13 protein-coding genes are annotated in these 15,264 nt (G+C 70.0%); 12 read left to right on the top strand and 1 reads right to left on the bottom strand.

Features of this window, described 5'->3' with window-relative positions:
• The first annotated feature begins 281 nt into the window (after positions 1 to 281).
• The 12 genes from HNQ09_RS06455 to HNQ09_RS06400 all read left to right on the top strand — a co-directional run bounded on the left by HNQ09_RS06455 (position 282) and on the right by HNQ09_RS06400 (position 13,836).
• Complete coding sequence (locus HNQ09_RS06455) at positions 282 to 1,349, top strand: NAD-dependent epimerase/dehydratase family protein (RefSeq protein WP_184026989.1); 1,068 nt, start codon at positions 282 to 284, stop codon at positions 1,347 to 1,349.
• Positions 1,346 to 2,164 (top strand): WecB/TagA/CpsF family glycosyltransferase, encoded by an 819-nt coding sequence (locus HNQ09_RS06450; protein ID WP_343057635.1) that lies wholly within the window; start codon positions 1,346 to 1,348, stop codon positions 2,162 to 2,164. Before HNQ09_RS06455 ends, HNQ09_RS06450 begins: the two co-directional genes overlap by 4 nt.
• Positions 2,165 to 2,261: 97 nt before the next feature.
• Positions 2,262 to 3,206: an NAD-dependent epimerase/dehydratase family protein gene (locus HNQ09_RS06445; RefSeq protein ID WP_184026987.1), complete on the top strand. Its 945-nt coding sequence runs from the start codon at positions 2,262 to 2,264 to the stop codon at positions 3,204 to 3,206.
• A 216-nt stretch (positions 3,207 to 3,422) separates the two neighbouring features.
• Positions 3,423 to 4,820 (top strand): UDP-glucose dehydrogenase family protein, encoded by a 1,398-nt coding sequence (locus HNQ09_RS06440; RefSeq protein ID WP_184027463.1) that lies wholly within the window; start codon positions 3,423 to 3,425, stop codon positions 4,818 to 4,820.
• Positions 4,817 to 5,809: a UDP-glucuronic acid decarboxylase family protein gene (locus tag HNQ09_RS06435; RefSeq protein WP_184026984.1), complete on the top strand. Its 993-nt coding sequence runs from the start codon at positions 4,817 to 4,819 to the stop codon at positions 5,807 to 5,809. Before HNQ09_RS06440 ends, HNQ09_RS06435 begins: the two co-directional genes overlap by 4 nt.
• Positions 5,806 to 6,810: a glycosyltransferase gene (locus tag HNQ09_RS06430; RefSeq protein WP_184026981.1), complete on the top strand. Its 1,005-nt coding sequence runs from the start codon at positions 5,806 to 5,808 to the stop codon at positions 6,808 to 6,810. The genes HNQ09_RS06435 and HNQ09_RS06430 overlap by 4 nt, the downstream gene beginning before the upstream one ends.
• 38 nt (positions 6,811 to 6,848) lie before the next feature.
• Entirely contained in the window at positions 6,849 to 8,024 is a 1,176-nt protein-coding gene (locus HNQ09_RS06425) for a glycosyltransferase family 4 protein (RefSeq protein WP_184026979.1), read from the top strand.
• A gap of 129 nt (positions 8,025 to 8,153) precedes the next feature.
• Positions 8,154 to 9,104, top strand: a complete 951-nt coding sequence (locus HNQ09_RS06420; protein WP_184026977.1) for an NAD-dependent epimerase/dehydratase family protein — start codon at positions 8,154 to 8,156, stop codon at positions 9,102 to 9,104.
• 225 nt (positions 9,105 to 9,329) lie between these two features.
• Positions 9,330 to 10,823 carry an oligosaccharide flippase family protein gene (locus HNQ09_RS06415; RefSeq protein ID WP_184026975.1) on the top strand — a complete coding sequence of 498 codons (1,494 nt, stop codon included), beginning with the start codon at positions 9,330 to 9,332 and terminating at the stop codon, positions 10,821 to 10,823.
• A gap of 38 nt (positions 10,824 to 10,861) precedes the next feature.
• Positions 10,862 to 11,446 carry a hypothetical protein gene (locus tag HNQ09_RS06410; protein WP_184026973.1) on the top strand — a complete coding sequence of 195 codons (585 nt, stop codon included), beginning with the start codon at positions 10,862 to 10,864 and terminating at the stop codon, positions 11,444 to 11,446.
• Positions 11,443 to 12,468: a glycosyltransferase gene (locus HNQ09_RS06405; RefSeq protein ID WP_184026971.1), complete on the top strand. Its 1,026-nt coding sequence runs from the start codon at positions 11,443 to 11,445 to the stop codon at positions 12,466 to 12,468. The genes HNQ09_RS06410 and HNQ09_RS06405 overlap by 4 nt, the downstream gene beginning before the upstream one ends.
• Before the next feature lie 114 nt (positions 12,469 to 12,582).
• On the top strand, positions 12,583 to 13,836 hold the full coding sequence (locus tag HNQ09_RS06400; protein ID WP_184026969.1) for a hypothetical protein: 1,254 nt from the start codon (positions 12,583 to 12,585) through the stop codon (positions 13,834 to 13,836).
• A 75-nt stretch (positions 13,837 to 13,911) separates the two neighbouring features.
• On the opposite strand, the gene HNQ09_RS06395 is transcribed toward HNQ09_RS06400, so the two are convergent.
• Positions 13,912 to 15,264: Kelch repeat-containing protein (locus tag HNQ09_RS06395; protein ID WP_184026967.1), on the bottom strand; the 1,353-nt coding region annotated here is incomplete at its 5' end.

Here is a 15,264-nt window from a genome sequence, read left to right as displayed (position 1 = left end):
GACAGACTAGAACTCTTCCGCCGCGCTCCTGCGGGGGCACGCCTGGGGGCGGGACCACTGCCCGCTGGCCCTGGGCTTTGGGGTTTGGCGGGGGTTTAGCGAGGAGTTAACGCAGGGCCGCGCACCATGGCCGCACCCTTCCGGCTTGCTGGAATGTGGCGTGGGGAAGTGGCGGGGGCCAGGCAACGGCCGGTCGCCGGGGCCTGTGCAGGGCCGCTCCCCGCGTCTGAGGCGTGATCCTTCATTCCCCCCGATCCAGAGTTCTAGGCGAGGTAACAGGCATGAGTGTTGCAGTGATTACAGGGTCAGCTGGGTTGATCGGCTCCGAGGCCGTCCGTTTCTTCGCGGGGCTGGGGATGCAGGTCGTGGGGATCGACAACGACATGCGGCAGTTCTTCTTCGGGCCGGAGGCCTCGACCCGCTGGAACCAGCAGCGGCTGGAGCGCAGCGTGCCGGGCTATGTCCACCACGACCTCGACATCCGCGACTTTCCCGCCATCGAGCGTCTGTTTTCCCAGTACGGCTCTGAGATCTCCCTGATCGTCCACACCGCCGCGCAGCCCTCGCACGACTGGGCCGCCCGCGACCCCTTTTCCGACTTCTCGGTGAACGCGACGGGGACACTGAACCTGCTGGAAGCCGCGCGGCAGCACTGCCCGCAGGCGCCCTTTATCTTCACCTCCACCAACAAGGTGTACGGTGACACGCCCAACCGCCTGCCCCTGATCGAGCGCGAGACCCGCTGGGACGTGGAGGCCCCGCACCCGGCGGCGCAGGGCATCGACGAGCACATGAGCATCGACCAGAGCAAACACTCGCTGTTCGGGGCGTCCAAGGTGGCCGCCGACGTGCTGGTGCAGGAGTACGGGCGCTATTTCGACATGCCGACCGTCTGCTTCCGGGGAGGGTGCCTGACCGGCCCCAGCCACTCGGGCACCCAGCTGCACGGCTTCCTGGCCTACCTGATGAAATGCACCATGACCGGCCAGCCCTATACCGTCTTCGGGTACAAGGGCAAGCAGGTGCGCGACAACATCCACTCGGCCGACCTGATCGCGGCCTTTTACGAGTTCTACCAGCGGCCCCGCGCGGGCGAGGTCTACAACATCGGCGGCGGGCTGGAGAGCAACTGCTCGATGCTGGAGGCCATCGCCCTGTGCGAGGAGATCACCGGGCGCCCCTTGACGCACAGCTACGTGGACGACAACCGCAGCGGCGACCACATCTGGTATGTCAGCGACCTGCGCAAGTTCAAGGCGCATTACCCCGGCTGGGGCATCTCCTACGACGTGCCGCGCATCCTGCAGGAGATGCACGCCCTCAACCAGGACCGCTGGGTGGGCGCGTGATCCAGCGCGGCATCAATGGGGGCAAGCACGCGGTGCTGGGCGTCAACGTCCACGCGGTGGACTACGACTACGCGGTGCACGCGATCATGGAAGCGGCGCGCCAGCAGCGGCCCTTCGCGGTCAGCGCGCTCGCGGTGCACGGGGTCATGACCGGCTTTCAGGACCCCGAACACGCCCGGCGCCTCAACGGCCTGGACCTGGTGGTGCCCGACGGCCAGCCGGTGCGCTGGGCGCTGGGGTGGCTGTACGGTCAGAAGTTGCCCGACCGGGTGTACGGTCCCGAGCTGACGCTGCGCACCGCCGAGGCGCTGGCGAAAGAAGGCCTCAGCGTGTACCTGTACGGCAGCCAGCCGCCGGTTCTGGCGCGCTTTGCCGCCGACCTCCAGCGCCGCTTTCCGGGTCTGAGAATCGCCGGGATGGAGGCGTCCAAGTTCCGCCGCACCACCCTCCCGGAGCGCGAGGAGATCGCCGCGCGCATCCGCGAGTCGGGGGCGGACGCGGTGTTCGTGGGGCTGGGGTGTCCCCGCCAGGAGGTCTGGGCCTTCGAGTACCGCGACCTGCTCTCGCGGCCGATCCTGGCGGTCGGGGCCGCCTTCGACTTTCACGCCGGAACGCTGGCGCAGGCGCCGCGCTTCATGCAGGACCGGGGGCTGGAGTGGCTTTTCCGGCTCTCGCAGGAGCCGGGGCGGCTGTGGCGGCGCTACGTGCTGCTCAATCCCCTTTTCCTGGCGAACCTGCTGCTGCAATACACCCGCCTGAGAAGCTTTCACGCGCGGCTTCCCGACGGCACTGAACGTCACGAACTGTACGGATAACGGATAGGAGTCTCCGCGTGCCCATAACGTACCCACGTCGCTTTTCCCCCTGGCGTTCTCCGCTGCCGCGCCGCGCCCGCGCCGCCGTGGCCCGCCCATGAATCTCGCTCCCGAGACCAAGATCTTTGTGGCCGAGTCGGGCGGGTTTGTCGGCCAGGCCATCGTCCGCAGGCTGGGGGAGCTGGGGTACCACAACGTCGCCCGCGCGGGCGGCGGCCTCGATCTGCGCGAGAAAGACGAGGTCAATGCCTTTTTCGAGCGCGAGTTGCCGGACTACGTCTTCGTGCCCTCGGTGCGGGTGGGCGGCTCGGTCACCGACTCGATGTACCCGGCGCAGTGGCTGCGCGACAACCTGATGGTGATGACCAACGTCATCCACGCCTCTTACCTCTATGACGTGGAAAAGCTGCTGTGCCTGGATTGCAGCTCGACCTACGCCGACCTGGGCGCCCTGCCACTGAACGTGAGCTACCTCCAGGCCGAACTGCTGGAAGAAACCCAGCGGGTCTGCACGGTGGTGAGCCAGACCACCGCCGAGCTGTGCGACAGTTACCGCCGCCAGTACGGCTGCGACTTCGTGAGCGTGGTGTTCAGCAGCCTGTACGGCCCCCATGCCGACGAGGACCTCCAGCGCAGCAGCGTGGTGTTCGCGCTGCTCGGAGACCTGCTGCGGGCACGCGAGACGGGCGCGCCCTCCGTGCGCTGGCCGGGCGGCACCTGGAGCCGCGACCTGCTGTACGTGGGCGACATGGCCGACGCCTGCCTCTTTCTGGCCGAGCAGCCTGCGGGCGCCGGGGCCGTGCAGGTGGGCAGCGGTGTGTCCACCAGCCTGCACGACCTCGCGGGCGCGGTCCGGGCGCTGACCGGCTACGTGGGCCACTTCGAGGCCGACCCACGGGTCCCCCCGGTCGCGGCGCGGGGAGCTTTTACGGGTGACACCCTGCGCGCCCGGGGCTGGGCAGCCTCCACGGCGCTGCGGGCGGGGCTGGAAGAAACCTACCGCTGGTACCTGCGCCACCGTCCCCTGACCCCCTTGCGCTGAGACGTTCCCCCCGCTTGGGGGTGTTTCAGAGAAAGGGGGCCACCACTGGCCCCCGATTTATTTTCCTTTAGCGCCCGGCTTTCTACGGTGTGCCCACAAAGCGGCGCCCAGTCTGAAGAGTGGGCCTGACGATGACCGGCCAGAGGGGCCAAACACGACAGTTCGCCCGACCGGCACCGCCAGGGAAGGTCAGGGAAGGGAAGGGAGAGAAGCATGATGCAGGACACCAGAGCGTTGCAGGTCGCCGTGGTCGGAACCGGATATGTGGGCCTGGGCACGGCGATCATGCTGGCTTACCTCGGCCATCACGTGGTCGGGCTGGATGTGGACGAGAACAAGGTAGCGATGCTGCGCCGTGGGCAGCTCCCGATCTACGAGCCGCATCTCGATCAGCTGATGCTCGACAGCGGCGACCGCCTGCGCTGGACCACCAGCTACGCGGAAGCGATTCCGGATGCGGACGTGATCTTTATCTGCGTGGGCACGCCGCCGCTGCCCAGCGGTCAGCCCAACCTCAGCTACGTGGCCGACGCGGCCCAGAGCATCGCGGGGCACCTCAACGGCAAGCTTCAGGTCGTGGTGAACAAGAGCACGGTGCCCATCGGCACGGGCGACTGGGTGGCCCGGATGCTCGAGGAGCACGCCCCCGACTACCACGAGGGCCGCTACCTGGTGGTCAGCAACCCCGAGTTTCTGCGCGAGGGCACGGCCATGCACGACAGCCTCTATCCCGACCGCATCGTGCTGGGCAGCGACAGCCCGGTGGGCATCGCGCAGCTCGTGCGGCTGTACGAGCCGCTGCTCGACCAGAGCTTCGAGGCGCCGGGGTACGTGCCCCGGCCCGCCGGCTACACCCGCCCCGAACTCGTCACGACCAGCCTCAGCAGCGCCGAGATGATCAAGTACGCGGCCAACGCTTTCCTGGCGCTCAAGATCAGCTTCGCCAACGAGATCGCCGGGCTGTGCGAGTGGGTGGACGCCGACATTGCGGAAGTCACGCGCGGCATCGGACACGACCAGCGCATCGGACCTCGTTTTCTGGAGGCGGGCGCGGGGTGGGGCGGCAGCTGCTTCGGCAAAGACACCTCGGCGCTGATCTCCATCGGGCGCGAGTACGGCTACGACATGCCGATCCTGGCGGCGGCGGTGGAGATCAACCGGCGCCAGCGCCAGCTGGTGATCACCAAGCTCCAGCAGCACCTGCACCGGCTCAAGGGCAAGCGCGTGGCGGTGCTGGGCATGGCCTTCAAGCCCAACACCGACGACCTGCGCGACTCGCCCGCCCACGACTGCATCGCCCGCCTGGGAGAACTCGGCGTGCAGGTGGTCGCCCACGACCCCATCGCGATGCCGCGCGCCCGTGAGGAGTGGCGTCACCTGCGCTACCACGAGGCGGCCTCGGCCGAAGCGGCCCTGCACGGCGCGGACGCGGCGATCATCATGACCGAGTGGAATGAGTACCGCCAGCTTGACTGGGCGGGTGCCCTGCGCCGGATGCGCAACCCCCTGGTGATCGACACCCGGCGCGTGATCACGGCGGCCCTCCCCGTCGGGACGGTCGAGCAGATCGGCAAGCGTGCGCCCGGCGTGCTGGTCCACGAGGCGTCGGCATGAACATCCTGCTGACCGGCAGCGCGGGGTTCGTGGGCAGCCACCTGGCCGAACGCTTTCTGAAAGACGGCCACCGCGTGGTCGGCGTGGACAACTACCTCAGCGGGCAGACGCGCAATACCGAGCTGCTGGGCGGGTACCCGGCGTTCCGTTTTGTGGAGGCCGACGTGAGCGTGGGGCTGCCCGAGGGGCTGGCGGACGAGGAGGGGGGCTTCGGCGCGGTGCTGCACTTCGCCTCGCCCGCCAGCCCGCCGCACTACCAGCAGCACCCGGTGGACACGCTGCGGGTGGGCGCCCAGGGCACCGAGAACACCCTGGAGCTGGCCCGGCGCTGCGGGGCGCGTTTCATGCTGGCGTCCACCTCCGAGGTGTACGGCGATCCGCAGGTGCATCCCCAGCCCGAGAGCTACTGGGGGCACGTCAACCCCAATGGCCTGCGCAGCTGCTACGACGAGGCCAAACGCTACGCCGAGGCGATCACGATGGCCTATCACCGTCACCACGGGGTGGACACCCGCATCCTGCGGATCTTCAACACCTATGGCCCCCGGATGCGCGCCGACGACGGCCGGGTGGTGACCAACTTCATCAACCAGGCGCTGGCAGGCCGTCCCCTCACCGTGTACGGCGACGGGGCGCAGACCCGCTCCTTCCAGTACGTGGACGATCTGGTCGAGGGCATCGTGCGGCTGCTGGAAGCGCCCCACCACGGTCCGGTGAACATCGGCAACCCCGACGAGTACACCATCTTGCAGTTCGCGGAGCTGATCCGCGACCGCATCAACCCGGGCCTCCCGATCATCCACGAACCCATGCCCGAGGACGACCCCCGCCAGCGCCGCCCCGACATCACCCTGGCCCGTGAGCGGCTGGGCTGGGCGCCGCAGGTGACCCTGGAGCAGGGCCTGGACCGCACGGTGGCGTATTTCCGCGAGCTGAGCCGTGGGACCGGGCCGCAGGAGGTCCGCTCGCCCGCGCAGGTGGGCGCGTGACCCAGCCTGCACCTCGCCCCGCTGGGGTGCCCGTTCCCCTGGTCAGCGTGGTCGTGCCCACCCGGCACCGTCCGGAGCTGCTGCTGAGCCGGGCGCTGAGGACGGCGCTGGCGCAGACGCTCGGCGAGATCGAGGTGATCGTGGTCGTGGACGGTCCCGACCCCGCCACGCTGGCGGCCCTGGCCGGAGTGGCCGACCCCCGGCTGCGGGTGGTCGCCCTGCCGCAGAACGTGGGGCCTTCCGAGGCGCGCAACATCGGGGTGAGGCACGCCCGCGCCGAGTGGGTCGCCCTGCTCGACGACGACGACGAGTGGGCGCCCGCCAAGCTCGCGCGTCAGCGGGAAGCGGCGCTGGCCTCGGGGCTGCGCCACCCCATCGTGGTGTGCCGCTACGACCTGCCCGAGGGCCAGACGACCCGGCAGGAACCGGCCCGCTTTCCGCGAGAAGGCGAACCTCTCGCCGACTACCTGATGGCCCGCGAGAGCTGGTTGAGTCCCAACCTCACCCTGATGAGCACCGTGCTGTTCGCCGGGCGCGACCTGTTCGAGAAGATGCCCTTCCGTTCGGGGCTGTACCGCCACGAGGACTGGGACTGGCTGATCTGGGCTTCCCGGGTGCCCGGCGCGGGCGTGGTGGGCGTGGGCGACGTGCTGGCGACCTACCATTTCCACGAGGCGCGGCCCCACCTGGGCACCTCGGTGAGCTGGCGGCCCTCGCTGGCCTGGGCGCGCGACCTGAGGGCGCAGGGCCTGATGAGCGACCGCGCCTTCGTGGGCTTCGTGGTTTTTCACGTCGCGCATTTCGCGGCCCAGAGCGGGCAGCCGGGCGCCCTGCGCGAGACGGCGGCGGCGGTGCTGGGCGCCCGGCCCCGCGCCTTCGAACTCGCGCGCTTTGCCGCCACCTGGCTGCTGCCGCAGGAGCGGCGCCGTCACTGGCGCCTGACCGCCGAGCGGCTCCTGACGCGGCTGCGGCCGTCGGCGGCCCGGGGAACGGCGGCCTGAGGCGGCCTTCCGCCGGGGCCGCGAGGAGAGAAGCTGCCATGTCACCGGACCCACCGCTGCGCGTCACCTTTGTCGTCTACACCTTGCAAGCGGCTGCGGGCGTGGAGCGCGCCACCACCCTGATCGCGGGCGGCCTGGCCGCACGTGGGCATCAGGTCCGGGTGGTGACCACCTGGGGCGGGGAGAGTCATTTTCCCCTGCATCCCGCCGTTCACCTCCACGCCCTGCGGCGTGAGAAGGGGTCTTTCAAGCAGACTTTCGTGCGCGATGTGCTCGCCCTGCGTGCCCACCTCCAGCGCCACCCCACCGACCTCCTGATCGGGGCCGAGACCAGCGTGATGCTGCTGGCGCTGCCGGCCGCCGCCGGGCTGGGGGTGGCCTGCGTGGCCTGGGAGCACTTCAACTTCAACACGGTGTTCAACCGGCCGCGCGGGGCCTTGAACCGCTGGCGGCTGGCCCGCCGCCTGACCGCCCGCCTGGCCCGGGCGGTGGTCGTCCTGACCCGGCGCGACGCCGAGCTGTGGCGGGGGGGCTTGCCGGGATTGCGCGCCCGGCTGGAGGTGATCGCCAACCCGCTGCCCTTTGCGCCTGAGCCTGCCAACCCCTACGACCCCGAGCGGCGCGTCGTGCTGGCTGCCGGGCGCCTGACCGAGCAAAAGGGCTTCGACCTGTTGATCGACGCCTGGACCCGGCTGGAAAAGGATTTTCCCGACTGGACCTTGCGAATCGTCGGCGGCGGCGGCGAGGAGGAGGCCAACCTGCGGGCACAGGTGGACCGCGCCGGGCTGCGGCGGGTGGTGTTCGCCGGACAGGTGCAGGACATGGCCGCCGAGTACCGGGCGGCGGGCCTGTATTGCCTCAGCTCGCGCTACGAGGGGCTGCCGATGGTGCTGCTCGAATGCCAGGCGCACGGGCTGCCGGTGGTCGCCTTCGACTGCGAGACTGGCCCGCGTGAGGTGATCGAGCACGGGGTGAGCGGCCTGCTGGTCCCGCCCCAGGACCCGGCGGCGCTGGCCGCTGCCCTGCGGGACGCCATGAGCGACCCGGCCCGGCGCGTCCGCCTCAGCGGGCGCAGCCACGCGGCGGCGTCCCGCTTCCGCCCCCAGCAGATCGTGGCCGAGTGGGAAGGGCTGCTCGGTTCGCTGGGACCGCCCACCCACAAGACGGCGCCCGCGTCCCGCCACGGCGCCTTCCAGCCTGTGCTGAAGCGTTGAGACGCGGGCGAGACTGGGAGGCCGCCGTCTCCCGGCCGGTGGGCGCGGGGTGACCCCCCGGGCCGCTAGAGTGGGCGGCGAGCTGCCCAGGGCCGCTGGCCCCGGCGCCAGCTCATCAGGAGGTTTCCCATGCGAATACTCGTGACCGGAGGCGCTGGTTTTATCGGCAGCCATATCGCCGACCTCGCCCTGCACGCAGGGCACGAGGTCGCGGTTCTCGACAACCTGTCCAGCGGCTCGCGGGCCAACGTGCCCGGTGGCGCGGCGCTCCACGTCGCCGACCTGCGTGACCGGGAGGCGGTGCGCGCAGTGATGGCGGACTTCCGGCCCGACGTGGTGAACCACCAGGCGGCCCAGGCGAGCGTGTCGGTCAGCGTGCGCGAGCCGCTGCTCGACGCCGAGACGAACGTGCTGGGCACCCTGCACCTGCTCGAAGCCTGCCGCGAATTCGGGGTGGGACGGTTCGTGTTCGCCTCGACCGGGGGGGCGATCTACGGCGACCTTCCGGAAGGCGAGCGCGCCGACGAGCACCGCAGTCCGCGCCCGTACAGCCCCTACGCGACGAGCAAGCTGGCCGGGGAGACTTACCTGGCCACCTACCGCGCCCAGTACGGTCTGGACTACAGCGTGCTGCGCTACGCCAACGTGTACGGCCCGCGCCAGAATCCGCACGGCGAGGCGGGCGTGGTGGCGATCTTTTGCGAGCGTGCCCTGGCAGGAGAGGCCCTGCGCATCCACGGCATGCACGCGCCTGGCGACGGCGGCTGCGTGCGCGACTACGTGTATGTGGGCGACGTGGCCCGCGCCAACCTGCGCGCCAGCCTGGGCGAGTTGTCGGCGCAACTGCTCAATATCGGCACCGGCCAGCCCACCACGACCGCTGAACTCGCCGCGCGGCTGACCCGGGTCAGCGGGCACAGCGTGCCCATCCACGACGCCCCCCCGCGCCCGGGGGACGTGGCCCGCTCCCTGCTGGACCCCGCCGCGTACCGGGCGCAGTTCGGTGACCCGACCCCGCTGGACGAGGGCCTGGCCCAGACGGTGGCCTGGTTCGCCCAGCGCCTGCCTGAAAAAAGCTGAGGCCGGGGCGGGGGACAGGAGCCGTTGCCTCAGCGCTGGCCCCCGGGTGGCTTCCCGGATTCAGGCCGGGCAGAGTCCCTCTGACAGGCGCGAAGCCGGGGTTTACCTTCGTGTAACGGCGCAGCTTCTAGCCTGGAGGCCTATGAGCTTCTCCCGGTGCCCGCGCACAGTCTTTCTGCCCGCCGCCGCGGGTCTTGCCCGGCACCTGGCCCGTGGAGCTTCGCTGTGACGGAACTGCGGGACAAGACCGTCCGCGCCCTGAAATGGAGCTACCTGGGGTTCTTCGTGAACCTGGTGTTCACCCCGCTGTCCACGGCGCTGCTCTCGCGCCTGCTGACGCCCGGCGAGTTCGGCGTGGTGGCGATCGCCTCGGTGCTGGCGACCTTCGGGGCGGTGGTCACGGAGCTGGGCGTGGCCAACGCCCTGGTGCAGCGGCGCGACCTCACCCCCGAGCACATCCGCGCCGCGTTCACGTCGTCGCTGGTGCTGGGTGTGGTGCTGACCGCCGTGATGTGGTGGGCCGCGCCGCTGGTGGGGAACTACACCGGCAATCCCGACGTGGTGCCGGTGTTCCGGGGCTTCGCGGCGACTTACGTGGTCGCGTCGCTGGCGCTGGTGTCCACCAGCCTGCTGCGCCGCGAGCTGCGCTTCAAGCCGCTGATGGCCGCCGAGGTGGGCGGGTACGTGATCGGGCACGGGGTGCTGGGCATCGGCGCCGCCTACCTGGGCTTCGGGGCGATGAGCCTGGTCATCAGCGCGGGGGCGAGCTGGGCGATTCAACTGGCCGTGAGCTACGCCTACGTGCGCCACCCCTTTGCGCTGACCTTCCGGCTGGCGCCGTACCGCGACCTGTACAGCTTCGGGGTGCGGGCCTCGGTGCTGCGGCTGCTGGAGTTTTTCAGCGGCAACATGGCGGTGTTCGTGATCGCGCGGGTGTTCGACGCGGCGGCGCTGGGCCTCTACCGCCGGGCGTTCGACGTCGCCGGAATGCCGGTGATGCGGCTGTCGGGGGGGCTGCTGCGGGTGCTGGTGCCGTCTTTCAGCGCCCTTCAGGACCAGCCTGGGCGGCTGCGCCGGGCCTACGGGTCGAGCCTGCTGGCACTGTCCAGCGTGCTGTTCACCTTCTCGGCGGGGCTGTTCGTGTGCGCGCCCGAGATCGTGCGGGTGCTGCTGGGCGAGCGCTTCCTGGCGGCTGTCCCCATCGTGCAGGCGTTCGCGCTGTACGTGCCCTTCCCGATTCTGGCCAACGTGGCCGCCATCGTGGCCGAGGCGACCGCCAAGCTCGACATCAAGATCGCCCTTCAGGTCGCGCAGATGCTCTTTCTGGCGGCGGCGTTCTGGGTGGTCACCCGGCTGGGCCTGGGGGTCGTGGCCTTTGCCTGGGTGCTGGTGGCGGGGGCCGTGCTCAACAGCCTGGCGTACGTGGGGGTGGCGGCCCGGATTCTGCCCGGCAGCGGCCGCGAGAGCCTGCGCGCCTACGGCCTGGGCCTCACGGCGGGGCTGGGCGTGGGGGCGGTGCTGTTTGCAGTCGTGGCGGGCCTGCGTGCAGCCGGGACCGGGGTCTTCGTGCTGTTTGGGCTGGAACTCGTCGTCGGCGGCCTGCTGGTCGCGCTGGTGGTGTTCCTGGGTCCCGATACCGAACTGCGGCGCTACGCCCTGCGGGTGTGGCAGCCCGCCGCCGCGCGCCTCGCCGCCTGGCGCGCGCAGGGGCACACGTGAGTCCTCCTTCTCCTCTCCCGCCCTTCCCTGGAGGCATCATGCTGAGATCCAGACGTCCCCTCACCCTGCTCGCCGCCGCCCTGCTGACGCTGCCCGGTGTGGCCGGGGCGCAAGCTGCCCCGACGCAGCCCGTTCCGGCCCAGGCCGCCCTGGCCCAGGCGGCCGACGGCGCGGCCCTGTACCGCACCCGCAACTTCTATTTCGTGTTCAAGCTCGCCACCACCCTGCCGCTGACCGTGCAGGACACCCCGGAGTGCCTGGGCGTGGGCGCAGCGGGGACAGACCGGCAGGCGGCGTCCAGCGAACCGCCCCCCGTCTCAGGGCGGCTGATCCGCTACAGCTTCGTCAGTTCGCTGGACCGCGCGGCGCTCGCAGAGGCGCTGGACGCCTTTTTGCGCGAGCACACTTTTCAGGCCGCCGGGCCGCCTCCCGGGGAAGGTGACCGCCCGGAGAGCGCCCCGGGGGCAGTGCGCACGTTGACCGACCCCGAGGCCCCCGGCTTCAGCTACACCGTCCGGCTGCTTGAGCGGTCCGCCGGAGCCTCGGCGCTGTGCGTGACTCTGCGGATGCCGCCCGCAGCGCCGGCTGATCCCGCTTCCCTTTTCTCCCAGGAGACTTCATGACGACCCCCACGCTTCCGGCCCGACCCCTCCTCCCCCCGCGTCCCGCCAGCACGCCGCCGGGGACCGCACTGCCGACCCCGCTGGGGCTGACGCTGCCGCGTCCGGAGGAGCGCTGGGCCGGGGACGGCGAGTTGCGCGGCACCGCCGCCGTGGTGGTGACCTACAACCGCAAGGCGCTGCTCGCCCGCTGCCTCGACACGCTGCTGCGGCAAAGCGAGCCGCTGGCGCGCATCTACGTGATCGACAACGCCTCGACCGACGGCACCGCCGACGTGGTTCCCGACCACGAGCGCGTCACCTACCTGCGGCTGGAACACAACCTGGGCGGCGCCTACGGCTTTGCCTACGGGGTCCGCGAGGCCCTCAAAGGGCCTTACCGCCACGTCTGGGTGATGGACGACGACTGCTTTGCCGAGGAAGACGCCCACGCCGAACTGATGAAATGGACGGGCCACAGCGAGGCGCTGTGCGGCGCGGTGGTCGCCCGCGACGGCGGGTACGACGTGGGTCACCGCCGCAACTTCGACCCCGTCTCGCTGGTCGAGTCCTGGGTGCCTGCCGAGCGCTACGCTCTGCCGTCCACGCCCATCGACCTGTTCACCTTCGTGGGGGCCATGATCCACACGGACGCGGTGCGCCGGGTGGGCCTCCCGGTGGACGACTTCTTTTTCATGTCCGACGATTCGGAATACGCCCTGCGGCTCGGCGCACACGGGATCGGCATCCGGCTGATTCCGGCCAGCCGCATCTGGCACCACGGCAGCCTGTCGGGCAAGCCGGGCCGCCATCCCTACAACCCGCAAAAGCACTACTACCACATCCGCAACGGCCTGCTGATCCGCCGGCGCTACGGGACCTCACCGCTGTGGTTCGCGGTGCGCTTCTGGTCGTTCGCGGTGCGCGGGTACGCAGGCCTGGCCAAACACCGCAACCTCAACTGGGCCTCGGCCCGGCTGACCGCCGAAGCGCTGCGGGACGCGCTGCTCGACCGCGCCTACATCAAGGAGTTCGGGAAAGCCTAATCAGGACCCCTGGCCTGGACCGGGGTGGCGGCGGCGGGAATCCTGGAGGCTGGCCGGGCCACCTAAACGCTGCGTTTACACTTCTGAAACGGCCCCTGCGGCAAGCTCCAGGGCATGACAAAAGCCCGTTGGCGTCCTGCCGCTGCTCTGTCGCTGCTGGTCACGGCCGTGCTGGGGGCCAGCGCGCAGAAAGCGCCCGACCAGTTGACCTATGACGGCCCGATCGTTATCCGCAAGGGCGGCACGTACCGGGGCAACTGGCAGAGCCTCGATCCCAAAAAGCCCGCCATCGAGGTGGCGACGCGCGAGCCGGTGATCATCGAGTATTCCAACATCCGGAGCCGCGGCACCCTGATCCGCAGCGCCTACGTCCGCGCCAACCTGACGGTGCGGCACACGCGCGGTGTGGGGCTGAATCCGGGCGTGCCGGCCAGCGAGAAGCGTCACCCTGGCCGCTTTCTGCTGATCGATGAATTCGAGAGTGCCGTGATCGAGAACAACGAACTGATCGGCACCTCTGGGATGCACTTCCGCAAGTATCTGGGCGACCCCGCAAAAGGGCAGACGGTCAAGATCCTGCGCAACCGGGCGCGCAACATCGACGGCCGCTTCAGCGACGGCGAGGACCGCTTCTCGGACACCGGATTTCAGATTGTGCAGTTTGTGCAGTTCAACGCGGTGCAAGACATTGCCGGCGCCGAGATCGCCTGGAACGAGATCATCAACGAGCCGGGCAAGAGCCGGGTCGAGGAAAACATCAACATGTACGGCGCCCGGGGCACCGCCAAGAGTCCCATCAGCATTCACAACAACTACATCCAGGGGGCCTACCCGGCCCAGCCCACCAGCGACAAGTATTCCGGCGGCGGCCTGATGCTGGGCGATGGCGGTTCCAAGGACAAGGAGGGCGCCGTCGCCTACATCCGCGCCTTTCGCAACCAGATCATCGGCACCTCCAACCAGGGCATCGCCATTGCGGCGGGTTACAACGTCCAGGCCTTCGAGAACCGGGTGATCTCCAGCGGCCTGCTGCCCGACGGCCGTCCGATTCCCTCGCAGAATGTCGGCGTGTACGTCTGGGACATGCACGGGGATAAGAAACACGGCACCTTCTACAACAATGTCATCCGCGACAATCTGGTGGGCTGGGCCAGGCCGCTGATCTCCAAGACGGCGCAGCACCCCACCTGGTTTCCCGACTGCGCCGAGAACGACAAGGGCAAGAGCCTGTGTACCGGCAACCGCATCTTCAAGGGTCCCATCACCCTCCAGACCGAAAGGCAGGAGTTCTTGCGCTGGCAGAACAAGGTTCGTGACGCCAAGATCGTGCTGGGTCCCCAGGAGGCGGCGGTGGCCCAGGGCCGCTGAACCGTACCGGGGAACAAGAAAGAGGCCACCCCAGTTCAGGGGGTGGCCTCCTGCGTAACGCTGTGGCGGGGCGTCTCAGGGCAAGACGGGCACCGCCCGCCAGCCTGAGCGGCTGCTGTTGCCCGTGACGTACACGAAGCCGTTGCCCAGTGGCCCCGCCACCCCGGAAGCCCGGGCAGCCGGCAGAGGCGTCAGGGCGGCCCAGGTGTCGGTCGCCGGGTCGTAGGCATTGACCGCCGCGATGGGCTGGCCGTGCGCCTGCTCGCCGCCCGCGACCACCAGCCGCCCGCCCAGCACGAAAGTCGAGCTGGAGATGTGCCCGCGCGCCGAGGGCAGGTCACGCCGCGCGGTCCAGGTGTTCGTCGCCGGGTCGTAGGCGTGCACCGACGCCTGGGTGACCAGGCTGCCGTCGTGGCCGTGCTGGCCGCCCACGGCGTAGATCCGGCCCCCCAGCACCGCCGACCCCATGTGGTGCCGGGGGTTGGGCAGCGGCGCGGCGGCGGTCCAGCTTGGCGCTCCAGCGGCAAGATCGAGCACGTAATGGTCACCGACATCCTGGGTACGCGCCAGGTTGGTGCCGCCGAAATAGTGCAGCTTGCCATTCAGGTATTCGAGCTGCCCCCCGGCGCGCTCGACCGGCAGATCGGGCAGGCGGACATATCGCCTGCTGGCGATCTCGAAGCGCCAGGCAGCGCGGGTGCCGAAAACCTGCCCGGTCCACGCGGCATTCGCCACGTAGCCGCCCGCGTAATAGATGTTCACCCCGTCGGTGGTCATGCCCGCGTGGGTCGCGCCCCTGTCGGGCATGGGCGGCAGCGGGGTCCAGGTGTTCGCGGCGGGTTCGTAGACGTAGGCGCGGTCGGTCGGCGTGCAGCAGCCCTTGAGGCTGTCGAAGCCCCCGAAGGTGTACACCTTGCCGTTCACGGTGCGGCCCTGTGCCTCCGAGACCCCGTAGGGCTGGCTGGCGACCGGCGCATAGGTCAGGCTGTTCGCCGCCGGAGCGGGGGGCCGCGCCGCGCTGCCCGTCGCCGCCGCCGAGGCGTTGCCGCTGGTGTCCACCGCAACCACCCGGTAATGCGAGGTGACCCCCTCCGGCGCGAAGGTGTCCTCAAAGGTGGTGACCGTCAGGAGCTGGGGTGTCACCGCCAGGAACGGCCCTTGCGGTGTGGGCGCGCGCTCCAGCCGGTAGCCCGCGAGGTCGGGGGCTGCGGCGGCGCCCCAGCCCAACGTGATGCCGACGCCGGTCGCGCTGGCCGTCAGCCCAGCGGGTGCGGGAGGCGGGGTCGTGTCGCCGCTGCCCGAACACGTGACCCTGGCGCCCGCCCAGTCGGCGTGGTCGTAGTTGAGGCCGTCGCCGGCGTCGGTGACCACCAGCCGCAGCTCGTTGACCCCACTGACATCCACGCTCAGCGCCAGTGGACCGTCGGT

Origin of the sequence: Deinococcus budaensis (assembly GCF_014201885.1) — a bacterium.
Lineage (GTDB): Bacteria > Deinococcota > Deinococci > Deinococcales > Deinococcaceae > Deinococcus > Deinococcus budaensis.
Note: the sequence above shows the minus strand (reverse complement) of the source record. Positions and strands in the feature narration are given on the sequence as shown.

What these genes read in the sequence shown, in the direction of transcription:
- HNQ09_RS06425 (WP_184026979.1), top strand. Translation starts at nt 6,849, where the DNA reads ATGTCACCGGACCCACCGCTGCGCGTCACCTTTGTCGTCTACACCTTG.
- HNQ09_RS06420 (WP_184026977.1), top strand. Translation starts at nt 8,154, where the DNA reads ATGCGAATACTCGTGACCGGAGGCGCTGGTTTTATCGGCAGCCATATC.
- HNQ09_RS06445 (WP_184026987.1), top strand. Translation starts at nt 2,262, where the DNA reads ATGAATCTCGCTCCCGAGACCAAGATCTTTGTGGCCGAGTCGGGCGGG.
- HNQ09_RS06435 (WP_184026984.1), top strand. Translation starts at nt 4,817, where the DNA reads ATGAACATCCTGCTGACCGGCAGCGCGGGGTTCGTGGGCAGCCACCTG.
- HNQ09_RS06455 (WP_184026989.1), top strand. Translation starts at nt 282, where the DNA reads ATGAGTGTTGCAGTGATTACAGGGTCAGCTGGGTTGATCGGCTCCGAG.
- HNQ09_RS06400 (WP_184026969.1), top strand. Translation starts at nt 12,583, where the DNA reads ATGACAAAAGCCCGTTGGCGTCCTGCCGCTGCTCTGTCGCTGCTGGTC.
- HNQ09_RS06410 (WP_184026973.1), top strand. Translation starts at nt 10,862, where the DNA reads ATGCTGAGATCCAGACGTCCCCTCACCCTGCTCGCCGCCGCCCTGCTG.
- HNQ09_RS06440 (WP_184027463.1), top strand. Translation starts at nt 3,423, where the DNA reads ATGCAGGACACCAGAGCGTTGCAGGTCGCCGTGGTCGGAACCGGATAT.
- HNQ09_RS06405 (WP_184026971.1), top strand. Translation starts at nt 11,443, where the DNA reads ATGACGACCCCCACGCTTCCGGCCCGACCCCTCCTCCCCCCGCGTCCC.